We start from the raw sequence: 17,154 nt of genomic DNA on the forward strand, positions 1-17,154 counted from the left end.
ACGCCCGTCCCACGCCGGGCTCACTCAGCTCTTTTCCGGCGGCGCCAGGTCGACGCCGTTGATTTGCCCGATATGTGTCGCCAGCATCGGCACGTAGCGTTCGCCTCCACCGGCGGCGACGGCACCCGCAAACGCGTTCTTGGCGGCATTTCCCAGCGGGTTCACCATGCCGACGGAATCGGCCATCGATTCGAGATAGGTCAGGTCCTTGACCGCATTGGCCAGCGAAAATTTGTGGGCGTCGCGATCCCCTTCAAGGGTCCAGCGCATGAAGGTCTGATAGAAACCGCAGTCCATGCGGCCGTTGCGGATGACGCTGTCGAAGCGGGCGGGCGAGATGCCAACCTTGCCGGCCAGGGCCAGGGCTTCGGAATAAAGTGCTGCATAGCCGAGCGACAGGAAATTGTTCAACAGCTTCATCCGGTGGCCGTCGCCGGTCTGGCCGACATGGACGACACGCCCGGCCCAGGTGTCGAACACCGGTTTCAGCCGCGCAAACATCACGTCGGAAGCGCCGACCATCGTGTCCAGGGTGCCCTCCCACGCCTCCTTCGGGGTGCGGCTCAACGGCGCGTCGACCAATGTGACGTCGACAGCGGCAAGCTCGGCCGCCAGCGCCATCGTCGACACCGGGTCGGACGTCGAACAATCGACAACCACCGAGCCCGGCTTCAGCGCCTGCTTCAGCCCGCCTGCGCCGCGGACGACGTCTTCGACCTGCCGCGAACCGGTGACGCAGACAAAAATGACGCTCGAGCGGGCGGCCACCTCGGCCGCAGTGGGGACCTCGACGGCGCCGCGGGCGATCATGTCTTCCGCCGGGCCGCGGTTCCTGCGGCCGAGAAAGGTCAGCGGATAGCCCTTGTCGACGATGTTCCTGGCAATGCCATGCCCCATCAGGCCAAGGCCGATGAAACCGATCTGCTCGGCTGCTTTCGTACTCGTTGCCATCTTCCGTGCCCTCTGTTCGCAGGTTGAATTCAGCGCCGTCGTCACCGATGATATTGTCTGACAATATCCACCGATCTGGCAGAATGTGGAGGACAAAATGTCGAAACGGATCATGTTCACCGGCGGCAGCGGCAAGGCCGGCCGGCATGTCGTGCAGTACCTTGTCGACCAGGGGCACCAGGTTCTCAATCTCGACACCAGGCCGCTCGACAATCCAAAGGTCCGGACGCTGATCACCGACATCACCGACAGCGGCCAGCTCTTCAACGCGCTGACCAGCTATATGGGGCTGCACGAGTTCGACCCGTCGCTGCGGCCGCAGCCGGTCGACGCCGTCGTGCATTTCGCCGCCATCCCCCGGATCATGCTCACACCTGACAACGAGCTGTTCCGCGTCAACGCGCTCGGCACCTACAACGTCATCGAGGCGGCGGTGAAACTCGGCATCCGCAAGATCATCATCGCCTCGAGCGAGACGACCTATGGTCTTGTCTTCGCCAATGAGCCGCGAAACCCGCACTATTTTCCGCTCGATGAGGACTATGACGTCGATCCGATGGACAGTTATGCCCTCTCCAAGGTCGTCAATGAAAAGACGGCACGGGCCTTTGCGCTGCGCAGCGGCTTCGACATCTATGCCTTGCGGATCGGCAACGTCATCGAGCCGCACGAATACGAGCTGTTTCCGAAATGGTTTGCCGATCCGGGTTTCCGCAAGCGCATCGCCTGGAGCTACATCGACGCGCGCGACCTCGGCCAGATCACCGACCTCGCGGTCAAGACCGACGGCCTGGGCTATCAGGTCTTCAACGCGGCCAATGACGACACCTCGTCCGACCTGCCGACACAAGAGCTGCTCGAGCGGTTCTATCCCGGCGTGCCGCTGAAGCATGAACTCGGCCAGTTCGAAACGCTTTTGTCCAATCGCAAGGCCAAGGAGGTCCTGGGTTTCCGCAGCCAGCACAGCTGGCGAAAATACGTCTCGCAAAACTGATTGGCCGGCGCCGGGAAGCGACGCTTGACACTTGCCATGGCGCACCACTCTGTTGCGAAGGCGGCCCGAAATTCAAGCATCGGCCAAACGACAGCAGGAAGACGACAACAGGAAGACCAATGGCCTCGAAGCCGACAGACGCACTCATCGCCGACAAGCCGCTGGCGAGCCGCCGAACCGACGCCACGCGTATTTCGGGCGCAAGCGTCCACACGTCCCTTGCCAGCGAGATCGGCCTCAGGATCGTGCGCGGCGACTATCCGCCTGGAACGATCCTGCCCAACGAGGCCAAGTGGACCGAAATCTTCGATGTCAGTCGTTCCGCGGTGCGCGAGGCCATCAAGATGCTGATGGCCAAGAGCCTGCTGGCCTCCCGCCCCAAGATCGGCAGCTGGGTGGAGCCCAAGGAGCATTGGAACCTGCTCGACCGTGACGTCCTGAGTTGGTACGCCGCCTCGCCCGACCGCGAGGGCTTCTTAAGGACGGTACAGGAGTTCCGCCACATCATCGAGCCGGAAGCGACGGCACTGGCCGCCGAGCGCCGGACCGAAGCGCAGATGGCTGAAATAAGCCAGGCCCTTCACGACATGGGCAATGCCGCGTCGCTGCAGCACCGGACACAGGCCGACACACGCTTTCACGTGGCAATCCTGCGCGCCTCGGGCAACGACCTTCTGGTGCCGCTCGGTGTCCTGATCGAATCGGCCCTGAACCACCTGTTCGTCCACGTGACCCGCGAAGACAGCAGCCTGCTTCGCGCGCAGAAACTTCACGAGAACATCGAGAAGTGCATTCGGCTGCAGAAGCCGAATGCCGCGCGCAATGCGGTCCGCAAGCTTCTGGCGAATACCGATGAGATCATCGCTCGAAGATCAAGATAGGGGCTGCAGTCAGTCACGCCGCGGCGCGCGCAGGAGCGACAGCGCGTGGCCGGGTGTTGCCACGGCTTGGACGGGCGGCGGCTCTCCGGTACAGCCAGCGGGACGATCGGACATGCGTTGAACGGCGCTGCCACCGCCACCGGGACCGGGCGCAGAAACTGTACCGCCTGCAGGCTTCGTGGCAGCTTGGCTCCACCGGCCGCCCCAACCATCGGCTCGGGGGTCAGCAGGCCAAACGCCCTGCGGTCGATCAGCGCGCGCGACACATCGCTCCAGATCAGCGAAGCTGACCCGTGCCGTCATAAGTCAACTCGACGTGTCAAAACGTCGTTCGCACTCGCCAAAGGACGCGCCGCGCTGCTTAGAAAGTGAACCACAGTGCTGGAGGATAGGACGGGTCTTTGCTGGTTTTATCTGTGATTGCATCGGATGCGGGCCTGACCGATCCGGTGGGCCTTTTGTCGAGAGCCGGCGGGCTTTCCTCTGTCATGACCGGTTTCTTCTTGACCACAACTGTTTTCGTATCCGCCTGTGCTGCATGCGACAGTACAAGCAGTGCAAGAAGTGCAGGCAACGCAAGAAGTGCAGGCAATGCGAGAAGTGCAGATAGCGCGCGTTTCATGATCAGCCCTCCCTAAGCGAACTGGTGGTTGCGGGTCGTGTCATAGTGTCGGTTGCCTGGCAGCCGCAGGGGCGGCTGCGCTGCTCAACGGCAAGAGAGCCGGACTGAGCGCGACGGGCCTAAGTTAACGCCAAGTTAAGGCTGCGTTCTATGCGGAAAACGAAACAGCAGGACAGATCGCGCAAACATCGCGACACCAGCGAACCGCCCACGGGCCTGCGTGGCACCTTTATCACCTGCCGTGTCGTCGATGTCCTGAACCGCGACGCAAGGCGTCGCGTGGGGCCTCACCGAATGCCGCCTTGTAGTCGTGCGCGAAACGGCTGGGATTGGTGAAGCCGAACCGAAGGGCGAGGTCGGTGACCGTGCCCTCGATGTCGCCGCTCCGCAGCGTGTCGCGCACCGCGACGAGGCGGGCGAGGCGGACCGCTGCCAGCGGCGTCGTCTCGCGGAACCGCCGGAAGCCAAGCTGCAGGCTGCGCACACTGCATCCCGCCGCCTCCGCCACCTCGTGCAGCGCGATGGGCTCTTCGACATGGGCGTGGATATAGGCCTCCGCCCGCCGTATGATTCCCGGGATAGCGGGGCTGCCTGCCCGGGCAAGATGATCCGAATGGTTGTGAGGGAGTGCGCGCAGCAGTGTGTAGAGCATGAGGTCGATGAAGGAATGGCTGGCGAGTTCGCTGCCCGCAAAGGGTGTCGGCGCGCGAAGCTCCTCCACCATCAGTTCCATAAGGCGCCTCAAGCGCTGTGCCGGCACAGCACCCCAGTCGAAGACCGGCTCAAAGGCGATGTCCTTGGTCACGGGCCCACCCAGCAACGCAGCCAATCGCTGGTTCAGGCTCGTCGCAGGGATCCAGACCGAAAGTCGCTCGTGGCTCCCGGTCGCGGACAGCGTCGTTCCGGGCTCGCCGCGGTAAACCAGGCCCACGCTGCGGCCGATTCCAGGCACTGTCCGAGCGCCCGGCGCGCCGCCGAACGTCAAGGCGCCCCTGCTCACGGCAGTGAGGCAGTAGTCGGGTATGCCGGATCCGGTGACAGTCAGCGTCGCGGCGAGCCGATCCGCAACATAGGCGACGTCCAAATCGCCGACCCCGCTCGCGCCCCGGACAGAAAAGAATTTCGGGGTCCGGTCGGCCCCGGTCCTTTCCTGGATCTTATAGCGCAACAGCTTGAAATGAGGCTTGCGGAAGTGCGGCTGGAGCCGCGGCCAATACACGCCGCCTTCCAGATCCTGCAGGTCGCCTATGCGTGCGAGCCTGAACCCTTCCGGCTCCTCGCCATGGGGCAAAGCAGGATTGTTCGGATCGGTCCCAGCCAGCATTGCCACCGAAATCGGTTCGAGCGCGGATCGGTTGCTGATGACAGGATCCCGGTGTCAGCAAACCGAATTGTGACAACCATATAACAGAGACAGCTAATTTGCCATTGATGAGGGCAAGCACGCAATCCTCGTCCGCCGTGATGAAGGCGATGAGGGACGCCTACGGCGCCGTTCGATTGGAACAGGTTGCGATCGAGACGGCGGCCCGCCGGCCTGCTGCTCCGGCTGCATTTGCCCATGACCGAAAAACGCATGCTGCAGATCGGTCCCGCGCCCCCATTTGCGCAGAACATTCTCGTGGATGTCGAGGCGCCTTGATCGGACTGTCTGGATCCGGCCCAGATCTGCCACCAGGCTACGCCAGAAAATCGCCGACGATCATCTCCGCGACCTTGACGAAGCGGGTTGCCGCACCTCCAGGCCCGGCGCTGCGCCAGTTGGTCCGCGCGCCTTCGACAAGAAGCGTCAGCGCATCGACCAAAAGCTCGGCGTCGGCGGCACCTGCAGCTTCGCAGAGCTCGACCAGGCGCACCCGGTACAGGCAACGAAGGTCCTCGACGAACTGCCGCGCCGGGTGGTCGATCTCGACCAGCTGGGCTGCGGCATCGAGAAGCTCGCAATTGCAATGTTCGACGGTGACGAATTCGCCGGCGCGGCGGACCCAGTCTTTCAGCTGCGCCCTGGCATCACCGGGATTGGCGGCCTTGATATCCTCCCAGAAGGCGTCAGCTTCGGCTGCCGCCTCCTTGAGGCAGACAAACACCAGGTCGTCCTTCGAGCCGAAGTGGCGGTAGAGCGTCATCTTGTTGCTGTTGGCGGCCTCGGCGATCGCATCGACACCAATGCCCTTGATGCCATGCTTTCTGAAAAGGTCGCGCGCAGCGTCGATGATCCGTTCCCGTGGTGGACATCTGACAGCAGCTGTCATCAACGTTTCCTCGCTTCCAATCTTGTCGCTGGAACGCCCTTGACAATGTTACCGAACCGTAACATTTATCCTGTTACTAGATAGTAACATCCATCTTCTGAAGTCAATATCGGGTTGTTCAGGAGCAGCGCACGGTTCCGTGTGCTGCAACGGTTTTTCGTTGCCATCTCCCAGGGCAGCCATCGACCATCACGAGCCGCCTCGGAGAGAGCCATCATGGTCAATTTCTTCATCCTGCGGCCGATCTTCGCTTCGGCGATCGCCATCATCATGGTGCTGGCGGGCGCCATCTCCTACTTCCTTCTGCCCGTCTCGCAGTTTCCCGACATCACCCCGCCGCAGATCGTGGTTGCCGCCAACTATCCCGGCGCCAGCGCCCAGGTGGTGGCCGACACGGTGACGACGCCGCTGGAGCAGCAGCTGAACGGCGTGCCGGGCATGCTCTACATGTCGTCGACGAGCTCCAATGACGGCTCGGCGCGCATCACCATCTCGTTCCAGGTCGGTTATGACGTCGACATCGCCGCCATGGACGTGCAGAACCGCGTCTCGCAGGCGGCCCCTTCCCTGCCGGCGCTGGTCAACCAGACCGGCGTCACCGTCATCAAGCAGAACCCCAACTTCAACGTGCTGGTCAATCTCAGCTCGCCCGACAAGTCGGTCGATTTCACCACGCTGTCGAACTACGCCTATCTGCAGATCCTCGACCCGATCAAAAGGCTGCCCGGCGTCGGCGACGTCCAGTTCTTCGGCGAGCGTCGTTATTCGATGCGCGTCTGGCTCGACCCGGACAAGATGGCGAGCCTCGGCGTCACCGCCGTCGATGTCCAGAACGTCATCCAGGAGCAGAACATCCAGGTCGCGGCCGGCAAGATCGGCCAGTCGCCGGCGCCGTCGGGAACACCCTTCGAGATGCAGGTCAGCGCCGTCGGTCGGCTGAGCGACCCCCAGCAGTTCGGCGAGATCATCCTGCGTGTCGACCCTGAAACCCACGCCGCAATCCACCTGCGCGACGTGGCGCGCATCGAACTCGGCGCGCTGTCCTACTCCTCGTCCTTCAGCCTCGACGGCGAGGACAGCGTCGTGCTCGCGGTGCTCCAGGCCCCGGGCTCCAACGCGCTCGACCTGCAGGGCAGCGTCAAGGCCAAGATGGACGAGCTGTCGAGCCGCTTCCCCTCGGGCATGTCCTACAACATGTTCTACGACACCACCCGCTTCGTCTCCGCCGCCATGGACGACGTGATCAAGACGCTCATTGAAGCGCTGCTGCTCGTCGTCTTCGTCGTCTTCATCTTCCTGCAGAGCTGGCGCGCCACCATCATCCCGATCATCGCCATTCCGGTGTCGCTGATCGCCACCCTGACGGTGATGTACCTGCTCGGCTTCTCGCTCAACATGCTGTCTTTGCTCGGCATGGTGCTGGCCATCGGCCTTGTCGTCGACGACGCCATCGTCGTTGTCGAGAACGTCGAACGCCAGCTCGAGGACGGCCATCCGCCGCTGGAGGCGGCGAAGATCGCGATGAAGGAGGTCACCGGCCCGATCATCGCAACGACGGGCGTGCTGCTCGCCGTCTTCGTGCCCGTCGCTTTCATTCCCGGCGTCGCCGGCCAGCTCTACAACCAGTTCGCGCTGACGGTGGCGATCTCCTTTGCCATCTCGGCCTTCAACTCGCTGACGCTGAGCCCGGCCTTGAGTGCCGTGTTCCTGCGCCATCGCGGCCCGCCGAAATTCATCCTGTTCCGCTGGTTCAATGCCGGCTTCCGCTCACTGTCCGACGCCTATGCCGGCAGCATCCGCAGCTTCGTGCGCTGGCGCTGGGCCTTCATCGGCCTGTTCGGGCTGGCGCTTGCCGCAACCTACGCCTTGTCGCAGCGCATTCCCTCGACCTTCCTGCCGGTCGAAGACCAGGGCTACTTCTTCGTCGTCCTGCAATTGCCCGATGGTGCCTCGGTGGAACGGACGGCAGCCGTCGCCAAGAAGTCGGAGGACATTCTCCGCGCCCTGCCCGGCGTCGAATCCGTCGGCTCCGTCGTCGGCTTCTCCTTCCTCACCTTCGCCAACCAGTCCAATGCGGGTGTCCAGTTCGCCGTGCTCAAGCCCTGGGACGAGCGCGGCCCAGGCGAAAGTGCGACCGAGCTCAAGAACATCGCCCAGGGCAAGCTGATCCAGATTCCGGAAGCGCTGGTGCTCGCCTTCGACCCGCCCTCCATCCAGGGTCTGGGTGCGACCGGCGGCTTCGAGTTTCAGGTCGAGGACCTGACCGGCCGCGGCGCGGTCGCCCTCGACGAGGCGACGCAGGCACTGCTTGCCGAGGCCCGCAAGCAGCCGGAGCTGAACCCGTTCACCCTGTTCACCACCTTCAGCACCTCGACGCCGCAATATTCCTACGACCTCGACCGCAACAAGGCCAAGCTGCTCGGCCTCGACCTGCCCGACATCTTCTCGACGCTGCAGATCTATCTCGGCTCGCTTTATGTCAACGATTTCAACCTGTTCGGCCGCACCTTCCGCGTCACGCTTCAGGCCGAACAGCAGGCGCGCGCCTCAGCCACCGACATTTCACGGCTCTATGTCCGCAGCCATTCCGGCGACATGGTGCCGCTCAGCACGCTGGGCGCGCTGAAGGCGGTTTCGGGACCGGAAACGGTCACCCACTACAACAATTATCCCTCGGCGCTGGTCAACGGTGCTGCCGCCGAAGGCTTCAGTTCGAGCCAGGCGGTCGCCGCCATGGAGCGTGTCGCGGCAACCGCCCTGCCCCGGGACTTCGCCTTCGAATGGACCGGCATCACCTATCAGGAGATCCGCGCCGGCTCGATCGCCAACCTCGTCTTCGGCCTCGCCATCGTCTTCTGCTTCCTGGTCCTGGCCATGCAGTATGAAAGCTGGTCGATGCCCTTCGTCGTGCTGCTCGCCGTGCCGCTCGCTTTGCTCGGCGCCCTGCTGGCGATCTGGATCCGCGGCCTGCAGATCGACGTCTATTCGCAGATCGGCTTCGTCATGCTGATCGGCCTCGCCGCCAAGAATGCGATCCTGATCGTCGAATTTGCCAAGCGAAGGCGCGAAGAAGGGGTCGAGATCGTCGCAGCCGCCGTCGAAGCCGCGCGCCTCAGGCTGCGCCCGATCCTGATGACGGCCTTCGCCTTCATCCTCGGTGTCGTGCCGCTGATGCTGGCGTCAGGTGCGGGTGCGGCAAGCCGGCAGTCGATCGGCACCACCGTCTTCGGCGGCATGCTGATCGCGACCGTTCTGACGCTTGCCTTCGTCCCGATCTTCTACGTCGTCCTCGAAACCTGGCGTGAACGTTTCGCGCGCCGCTCGTTGCCCGCCCATGCGGTCGAGCCGGCCGAATAATCAGGAGTATCCAGATGCGCCCTCTCAAACTCGCTCTCAACGGCAGCCTGCTCGCTCTGGCTGTGGCGGGCGGCTATTTGCTGGCCCAGCAGGGCTGGAACGTCGGCAGCACCACTGCCGGCGCCGCCCCTTCGGCCCAGGCGCCCCAGGCCATGCCGGTGCCGGTTGTCGGCGTCGTCAAGAAGACGATCCCGATCTATCTCGAATATGCCGCGCGCACCGAGGCCATCCGCAACGTCACTTTGCGCGCCAAGGCGTCGGGCTATCTTCAGGACCAGCCGGTATCCGACGGCGCCGACGTCAAGGCGGGCGACCTGCTCTACCGGATCGAGGCCTCGGACTATCAGGCAGCACTCGATCAGGCCAAGGCGCAGATCGAACGTGACCAGGCATCGCTCGAATATCTCAAGTCGAGCCTCACCCGCGGCAACAAGCTCGCCGACAACGGCTATCTCGCCAAGGACGGCTTCGACCAGCGCCGGAGTGCGGTGCGACAGGCCGAAGCGGCACTCGCCATCTCGCGCGCGGCCTTGCGCACCGCCGAGATCAATCTGAAGAACACGGAAGTTCGCGCCCCCTTCGACGGTCGCCTCGGGCGCAACCAGGCGCCGGAAGGCACGCTGGTCACAAGCTCCGCCGGCACGCCGCTGAACAATCTGGTCCAGCTCTCACCGGTCTACATCACCTTCAACCCTGGCGAGACCGAACTGGCCGAGATCCAGAAGGCCTTTGCCGACGGCACCGTCGAGACCGAGGTCATCATCCCCGGCAGCGACGCCAAGCCGCGTCAGGGCAAACTGACCTTCATCGACAATGCGGTGGAGCGCAACACCGGCACCATCGCCGCCCGCGCGACGATCGAGAACAGCGACTTCTCGCTGCTGCCCGGCCAATATGTCCGCATTCGCCTGCACATCAGGGAACTGCCCAACGCGCTGATGGTGCCGCAGACGGCCCTCGGCTCCAGCCAGTTCGGCAAATATGTCTATGTCGTCGGCAAGGACAATCTCGTCGAACAGCGCGTCGTCGCCCTCGGCCCCACCGACGGCGACCTGGTGACGCTGACGTCAGGCGTCAAGGAAGGCGACAAGATCATCTCCGGCAATCTGCAGAAGATTTTTCCAGGGGCACCGGTTCAACCGCTCGATGGCGGCGGGTGAGCGGGCTGCGGTTTGGCTGACGGGGGGCGTGACTATGTGGCAACCGGACGGACGGGCGGCTTCGCGCGTTCAATCCGGCCATCCAGCTAGCCGAGCGAACTTTGAGAAGCCGACATCCTTTCATCAAGGAAGAATACGGTCAGACATCCAGCAGCGTGCGTGCCATCGTCCTTCCGCAATCAGCGCTCTGACGTGAATGACATAGGCCTCGGGGCTGAGAGGCACCTTTCGTCGGTGCCGCCGACTGTTGCAATACCAACATGCAGCCACGACATTGGCAGGCGTATCTTTGCCGCCTTCGCACCGTGGGAGAAGGTGTTCAGCCGTGCATCTGCTGGAATCAATACCATCGGCTGGTGACATGAGGCGGCCACAATACCAGCAGTGACCGTCCTGTCGGTTGTAAGCGTCATCGCGCAGTTTTCTGAGTTTCGGCATGCCAACTTCCAAGATCGATGATGATCCAGAAAGTTGCCGCAACCTGCATAGGCGCCCCTGCACTCGGCCGCTATTGAACGGGCAACGGACGGGGCATGTTGACCCGACCCTGATGTGTGCGAAAACATGATAGCCCGGTTTCACCACTGTCTCAAGGACGGCCAGGAGAGATCGGGAAGTCGACAAAGCGCCCTTGGCAGAGTCAAGCGTTGCTTGGTCTCGGACGCAGGCGACAGTTCGGATCAGGCGGAGTGGCCGCTACGCGCCCGCAAATGCGTCGTTGGGGACGCGGCTGCCCTTCGCCAAAAGCCGACATCTATCGTGGCCTATTTGGAGACCAATTACTTACACATATGTGTTCAAATTCCAGCCGGTCTGCCAAACACCGCCGATTGCCCTCTATGGCACGATATTACTGCCGATTGTCGCATCATCACCAAGTGGCAGCGAACCGCCGATCACCGCCGTTTCCATGCTACAGCCTACTTGTTTCTGCCAGCGGTCAGGCTGAGGATTCGACAAAACAAGCAATAGACTCTTCAATTATCTCCTTGGTGCATAGGATGCTGAATAGTCAGATTCCGGACATAACCGCCGAGGCGAACGTCTCCCCAATCTGACCGGTCCAGGGATACCCGCATGCCATCTATCACCAAGGCCTCGGGCTCGGAGGTTTGGGCGCGGAGGTAGATCGTCGTCGCCCGCTCGACGTCAAATACCTTGACGAGCAGTGCCAATGCGCGCTCATCGAAGGCGCACTGCGCTTCCTTGGCGTCATTCTGGTTCGAGGCATCGAGTGCAAGTCGCAGCCGCGTCGCGGCCCGCTCATGGCCGGTGACGTAATAGGAAATCCGATCAGCCAGGACTTTGTCGTTCAGCTTCACCGACGGGATATGCGCGAACCACTCACATTGCGTGCGGTGATAGTCGTCGGTGACCAGGCCATATTCTTCAAGAAATAACCGCGCCGCGTAGGGTGACCAACCTTCGGCACGCGCCACGGCGGGCGGGTTCTTTTCGATTTTGAGGGCCCGGTTGATCTCCCCGATGGCTTCTTTGATGCCCTGCTTGTCGGCGATGTCCCGCCCGCGGATATCCCGCGCGAGGCGCTTCACCCCATCGATATTCCAGCCGAACGCGAGCAGAGCGCGCCATCGGGCATAGCGGATGATGGAGGTCTGCCTTGGCCTCGTCTGTAAATGGATGAAGGCTTCTTCGTAGGTCATATAGACTGCGAGTAGGAAAATGAACGGGACGAACATAAGCCAGAGCAACAAGGGCAATCCGAACTCGCGAAGGGTGTCCAGTGACCAAAAATCGGTTACGCGGCCGGCGACCAGCCAATAGCTGAAGCCGAGGATGATGAGTCCCGCGAGCGTCTGTAACCCGCGCAACAGGTTCAGCACTCGGGGCATGCCGGGCTTGTCCGCCTGATGTTCGCCGACGGCAATAAAGAGGGTTAGAAACACCAGCGACGGAAGCATGAGCAGTTCGACCCAGAGCGGGAAGCTTACCAACTCGGCGATGAACAGAATGATGGCAGATAGAGTGAACGCATCGCGCACCAGCTTGCGCAGTGCATACGGCTTGTCCTTGAGCTGCTGCGCTTCAAAGATGCAGGTGAAGCCGACCGTCAGCCACCACAGCAGGGTCGATTTTAGGTTGGGCCAGTCCCATAGACTCAACCACGCGAGCAGCCAGACACAGGCCGCCACGTAAAGGGACATGGACAGCCATATCAGTGCGAGCTTCGGAAAAAAGAAGGCACGCACCACATCATGCGCGAGAGGGCGTCCTTTCTTCCAAAATATTACTGCAGCCAGCAAAAGCCCCAAGTAGATGAGGGTGGCAATCTCGCGATTGGAGAGGTCGAATCCAAAGTTGGCCAACGTAAAGGACATTTTCTTCTTAGCTCACACCTCACGATCAGCACCAATCGCTTGCCGGCGGGTTTGTCACCAAAATCCTTGGATAGCACAGGCACGCCGGTCGCCGCCGTCTTACGCTACCATCCGACGCTCCTGCCAAGCCGCCCCTCGCGTCCATCAGCGATCGGAACGTGACGAATAGCGAGCTGGCTCTGGCTACTATGTGTCTAGGAGCGCGGGGCTTATCCTGTTCTCGTTTTGATTTACCTATCGAGATGCTATCGGGTAACGTTCAATCGGGGATCATGGAAAATTGTGAGCGGGCATTGTCTGAAGACTATATTGAGCTGGAGCGGACATTTCATGAGCTTTCACTGAAGAGCGAGGAAAGCGATGAGTTCGACTTTCGCAATCTTCGGTTTGGCAAAAAGTTCGGCTGGACGGATCTCCTCGCCGGATACCGAACGGTCATCCTGTCAGAAGCGGGGTCGGGGAAGACTGCAGAGATACGTTTCTCGGCGCAAACATTGCGTCAGGAAGAAAAGCCGGCGTTCTTCCTGCGGCTCGAACATGTAGCTGACGACTTCGAGATTGCTTTCGAAGAGGGCGATCTCGCGGAGTTTGACCAATGGTTGGCTTCCGACGAAGAGGGCTGGCTGTTTTTCGATTCAGTCGATGAGGCACGGCTGCGGGAACCCAGGGATTTCGAGCGAGCGATCCGTAAAATTGGTGCTCGCCTATCGGGAGCGTTGCAACGGACGCATATAGTGCTCACCAGCCGTGGTACTGCGTGGCGTCCGGTGACTGACCTCAAGCTCTGTCAACAGCACCTAAAATATGTCGAACCTACGCGGGCCGATGCGGAGAATGGGCAATCTAATCCGAGCAAGAAGGATAATATCTTCAAGATCGTGGCGCTGGACGATCTCGGGGCGGCACAGGTTGAGAAATTTGCCAAAGCCAAGGGCATTGCAGACCCAAGGCCGCTGGTGGATGCCATCGAACGGGCCGACGCTTGGTCGATGGCGGCCCGCCCGGATGATCTAACGGAGCTTGTAGAATATTGGAACAAGCACAAGCGTATCGGCAACCGGCTTGAATTGATGCAATCGAGCATTGCGCGACGTTTGATTGAACGGGACCAGAATCGCGAGGATGCGCTTCCTCTCTCGGCCGTAGATGCGCTGGTGGGAGCGCGAAGTGTCGCGGCTGCGGCGACCATGACACAGGAATCGACCATCCGCGTTCCGGATGGATCGGAGAACACGAAAGGCATTGCTGTTGCAGCGGTGCTGCCCGACTGGGACAGTAAGAAATGCGCGGCACTGCTTGCTCGACCTATTTTTGACGAAGCAATCTATCAGACGGTGCGATTCCATCACCGTACTGTCCGGGAATATCTGACTGCTGAGTGGCTTAAAGGGTTGCTCGACCGCGAAACCTCGCGGCGCAGGATAGAATCCTTGCTCTTCCGAGAACAGTACGGCCAGGAAGTGATCGTACCGACGATGCGGCCGGTGCTCGTATGGCTTATCCTCCTCGATGACAAAATCCGTGAACGTGCGTTGGCCATCTCGCCGGAGCTTATCTTCGAGGGGGGCGAACCGAAGGCGCTGCCGCTCGCCACGCGGCAGAAAATTCTCCGCGACGTATGCGAGACGATGCACACCGGCATCGCAAGAAGTTCTACGAGTGATTATCGTGCCGTGCAGCGTTTTGCAGACAAGGACATTGCCGCAGACGTGAAGGCACTGTTCGCGAGATATGCCTCTAGTGATGATCTTCAGTGGTTCCTATTGCGAATGATATGGCAAGGTGAGCTGTCGGACGCTCTGCCCGAAGCCAAACAAGTCGCGTTGAACCACAAGGCGGGCCGTTATGCGCGTATCGCGTCATTTCGTGCTGTACACGCGGTGGGTGCAGAAGCTGACTACTTGGAGGTCCGCGAGCATTTTCAGCAAGAGGCGCCGGCGCTAAGTCGCGACTGGTTTGCAGAATTGCTGGAGGATTTGACTCCGACCAAGGCATCGGTGGAGTGGGTTCTAGCCTGCATTGCCAAGCTCAAATCGAAAGACCGCCATAGCATCGATGCCTTACCGCAGGCGCTCGAGGTTTACGGTAAATCGCTCAGTCTCGACCTTCAAGCGGAGCTGCTAGAGGGGATGAACACCCTCTTTTCCAAGCGCCCCATTGTGGAGCGACGCTTTTGTGAGATTTCCAAACGATATGGCTGGCTGATCAAGAGCGCAGCTCAGGTGGCGGAACGGCTCATCGTGGCTCGTCATCCAGCCGCTTTGGAGCCATCGACGCTTTCGGTTTTACAAAAATTGCCTTCGGCACAGCACTATCGTGATTGGGATTTGCGCGACATTCGATCAAATGTACCTGCGCTGGTGCCAGTTTGGCCGGAACTAAACTATGCGTTGTTCTGGTACGAAGTCGGCCAAGCGCGGCGAGTTCGTCAAAAAAAGAAAAAAGAGCGACTGACCGATTTCTGGCAGGTGAGCGTATTCGGCTCCTATTGGCAATTCGGACCGGACGATTTCGACCACATTCTTGCCGATATGAAATCACGTCCACTCCGAGATGATCGACTCGTCGCGCTCTCATTGGCATTTCGGTTGTACGTTCAGGCTGGGCGGCCGAGGAAAGGGCTCCACGCGTTGAGGGCGGCCGTTGCAAAAACGCCCGCCCTTAGCGCCGCACTGCACACTCATCTGCATCCGCAACCAAATCCAGACCATAAGCGCTGGAAGCAACAAGAGGCGAAATGGAAACAGCGAGATAGGAAGCGGGAAGCTGCTGACGCAAAAAACCAGCAGGAATGGAAAGAGACCCTTTCTAAGAATATCGACAAGATACGCGATCCTCAGTTGCCCAAGCCAACAGATGTGTCGACCTGGCAACATCATTTGCATGAGAAAATGCGCCAGTTGGACACGGGGTCTTCCCATTGGACGGAAGGGCATTGGCATGTTCTCAAAGCAGAATTTGGAGAGGAGATTGCGCACGCGTTTCGTGACGGTGTGGTGGCCTATTGGCGTCGCTATCGCCCAAAACTTCGCTCCGAAGGGAAGGCGAGTAACAGCATACCGTTCAGCGTGATTTTTGGGCTTACGGGGCTCAGCATAGAGGCGCGCGAGACAGAAAATTGGGCTTTGACATTGAGCGAGGATGAAGCCGAAATTGCGTTCCGCTATGCCATGGACGAATTGAACGGGTTTCCGGATTGGATGCCTTCACTGTTCGCGGCATTTCCTGGCTTCATTGCAAAGCTACTGCTGCGTGAGGTGGATCGTGATCTGCGCATCGAAAAGGTTAAGGTGGGAAGCCAATACGTCTTAGCAGACCTGAGTTGGAGCGGCTCGTGGGCCTGGCCTGGTATCGGTGCGGGCATCTTCGCACGTCTAAAAGCGCGTGAACCGAAGAACCTGACGAATCTTAATTACATACTCAATATCGTCCACGACACGAGGACCAGTTCGGAAGACATTGCGCGGTTAGCTGAAGCCCGAAGCGCCGATCGAAGGCTTGCGCATGCAGCACGGTGGTATGCAGTTTGGGCCGGAGCCGAGCCCAGCAAAGCGATACCGGCTCTCACGTCCCGATTGAAGACGGTCAAGGGGCCGACAAAGCAGACCAGCTTCGCTATGCAGTTCATCACCTATTTGTTGGGAGGGCGCCGAAGCACGGTGAAGAATGGAGATGGGTTCCGTTCCCCGGAGCATCTCAAAAATCTCTATGCGCTCATGCATCACTACATCAGGGAAAAGGAAGATATTCAGCGTGCCGGCAAAGGTGTCTACTCACCGGGCCTACGCGATGATGCTCAGGATGCGAGGAATCAGCTCTTTGCGCTGCTAAAAGAGATACCGGGCAAGGAAGCCTACTTGGCACTGATGGAGCTAGGGCGGCTTCACCCTGAACCCTCTTCGCGACCGTGGATGCGACACCACGCCAAAACGAAGGCGGAACTCGATGCCGATCTCACTCCGTGGACGATCGAGCAAACCCTTGATTTCCAAACCGCGATTGAGCGCACCCCTACCAATCATCGCGAGTTGTTTGAGTTGACCGAGATGCGCCTCCTCGATCTCAAGGACAATCTTGAGCATGGCGACAGCAGCATTGCGGACATCCTTGTTAAGGGCGCGACACAAGAAACCGACATGCGCAAGTATATCGGCGATTGGCTCCGAGACCGGGCGCAGGGTCGATATGCGATTCCCCAAGAGGAAGAATTAGCTGACGATAAGCGCATGGATTTACGAATGCATGGCGTGAGATTTGATGCGCCCGTACCTGTTGAACTCAAGCTCGCCGATAAATGGACGGGATCGAAGTTGTTCGAGCGTTTGGAAAATCAGCTTTGCAGGGATTATCTCCGAGACAATCGATCTAACCGCGGCCTGTTCATTCTAGTCTATCGGGGCGAAAAGCAGAGCTGGGAACTGCCTCACACCGGTAAGACTGTCGATTTTATCGGCTTGATTGCAGTATTACAGGCGCATTGGACGACGATTTCCGACAGATTTGCCGGTATTGATGACATCCGCGTCATTGGCATCGATCTGACCCAACGAGCGAAATGAACTCAATCTCGCGATACGTCATGGCCGCACGGCCTGCAC

The 17,154-nt window shown here is 60.4% G+C and carries 11 protein-coding genes and 1 pseudogene; 5 read left to right on the forward strand and 7 right to left on the reverse strand.

Annotated features, from left to right (window positions below):
* Positions 1–24: 24 nt before the first annotated feature.
* Positions 25–951, reverse strand: coding sequence for an NAD(P)-dependent oxidoreductase (locus SLT36_RS20525; RefSeq protein WP_432284174.1), 927 nt, complete (start codon positions 949–951; stop codon positions 25–27).
* A 97-nt stretch (positions 952–1,048) separates the two neighbouring features.
* On the opposite strand from SLT36_RS20525, the gene SLT36_RS20530 reads away from it, so the two are divergent.
* Together SLT36_RS20530 and SLT36_RS20535 are read left to right on the forward strand one after the other, a co-directional pair.
* Positions 1,049–1,945: an NAD-dependent epimerase/dehydratase family protein gene (locus tag SLT36_RS20530; RefSeq protein WP_432284175.1), complete on the forward strand. Its 897-nt coding sequence runs from the start codon at positions 1,049–1,051 to the stop codon at positions 1,943–1,945.
* 119 nt (positions 1,946–2,064) lie between these two features.
* Positions 2,065–2,826 carry a FadR/GntR family transcriptional regulator gene (locus tag SLT36_RS20535; protein WP_432284176.1) on the forward strand — a complete coding sequence of 254 codons (762 nt, stop codon included), beginning with the start codon at positions 2,065–2,067 and terminating at the stop codon, positions 2,824–2,826.
* A gap of 361 nt (positions 2,827–3,187) precedes the next feature.
* On the opposite strand, the gene SLT36_RS20540 is transcribed toward SLT36_RS20535, so the two are convergent.
* The 4 genes and pseudogenes from SLT36_RS20540 to SLT36_RS20555 form a co-directional block, all read right to left on the reverse strand.
* The gene (locus tag SLT36_RS20540) at positions 3,188–3,448 is read right to left on the reverse strand and encodes a hypothetical protein (protein WP_432284177.1); all 261 of its coding nucleotides are present in this window, start codon (positions 3,446–3,448) and stop codon (positions 3,188–3,190) included.
* A 232-nt stretch (positions 3,449–3,680) separates the two neighbouring features.
* On the reverse strand, positions 3,681–4,772 hold the full coding sequence (locus SLT36_RS20545) for an AraC family transcriptional regulator (protein ID WP_432284178.1): 1,092 nt from the start codon (positions 4,770–4,772) through the stop codon (positions 3,681–3,683).
* A 216-nt stretch (positions 4,773–4,988) separates the two neighbouring features.
* Positions 4,989–5,141, reverse strand: a pseudogene (locus SLT36_RS20550) (IS3 family transposase); the annotation flags it as partial.
* The gene (locus SLT36_RS20555; protein ID WP_432284179.1) at positions 5,128–5,700 is read right to left on the reverse strand and encodes a TetR/AcrR family transcriptional regulator; all 573 of its coding nucleotides are present in this window, start codon (positions 5,698–5,700) and stop codon (positions 5,128–5,130) included. The gene SLT36_RS20555 and the pseudogene SLT36_RS20550, both read right to left, overlap by 14 nt.
* A gap of 216 nt (positions 5,701–5,916) precedes the next feature.
* On the opposite strand from SLT36_RS20555, the gene SLT36_RS20560 reads away from it, so the two are divergent.
* The gene (locus SLT36_RS20560; RefSeq protein ID WP_432284180.1) at positions 5,917–9,057 is read left to right on the forward strand and encodes an efflux RND transporter permease subunit; all 3,141 of its coding nucleotides are present in this window, start codon (positions 5,917–5,919) and stop codon (positions 9,055–9,057) included.
* 14 nt (positions 9,058–9,071) lie between these two features.
* Positions 9,072–10,217, forward strand: a complete 1,146-nt coding sequence (locus SLT36_RS20565) for an efflux RND transporter periplasmic adaptor subunit (protein ID WP_432284181.1) — start codon at positions 9,072–9,074, stop codon at positions 10,215–10,217.
* A 123-nt stretch (positions 10,218–10,340) separates the two neighbouring features.
* Here the strand turns inward: SLT36_RS20565 and SLT36_RS20570 are convergent, their stop codons facing one another.
* The gene (locus SLT36_RS20570) at positions 10,341–10,655 is read right to left on the reverse strand and encodes an HNH endonuclease (protein ID WP_432284182.1); all 315 of its coding nucleotides are present in this window, start codon (positions 10,653–10,655) and stop codon (positions 10,341–10,343) included.
* A 539-nt stretch (positions 10,656–11,194) separates the two neighbouring features.
* Complete coding sequence (locus SLT36_RS20575) at positions 11,195–12,556, reverse strand: hypothetical protein (RefSeq protein WP_432284183.1); 1,362 nt, start codon at positions 12,554–12,556, stop codon at positions 11,195–11,197.
* A 293-nt stretch (positions 12,557–12,849) separates the two neighbouring features.
* On the opposite strand from SLT36_RS20575, the gene SLT36_RS20580 reads away from it, so the two are divergent.
* Complete coding sequence (locus tag SLT36_RS20580) at positions 12,850–17,115, forward strand: NACHT domain-containing protein (protein WP_432284184.1); 4,266 nt, start codon at positions 12,850–12,852, stop codon at positions 17,113–17,115.
* Positions 17,116–17,154 lie beyond the last annotated feature (39 nt).

This window comes from Aminobacter sp. BA135 (assembly GCF_050859125.1).
GTDB classification, from domain to species: domain Bacteria; phylum Pseudomonadota; class Alphaproteobacteria; order Rhizobiales; family Rhizobiaceae; genus Aminobacter; species Aminobacter ciceronei.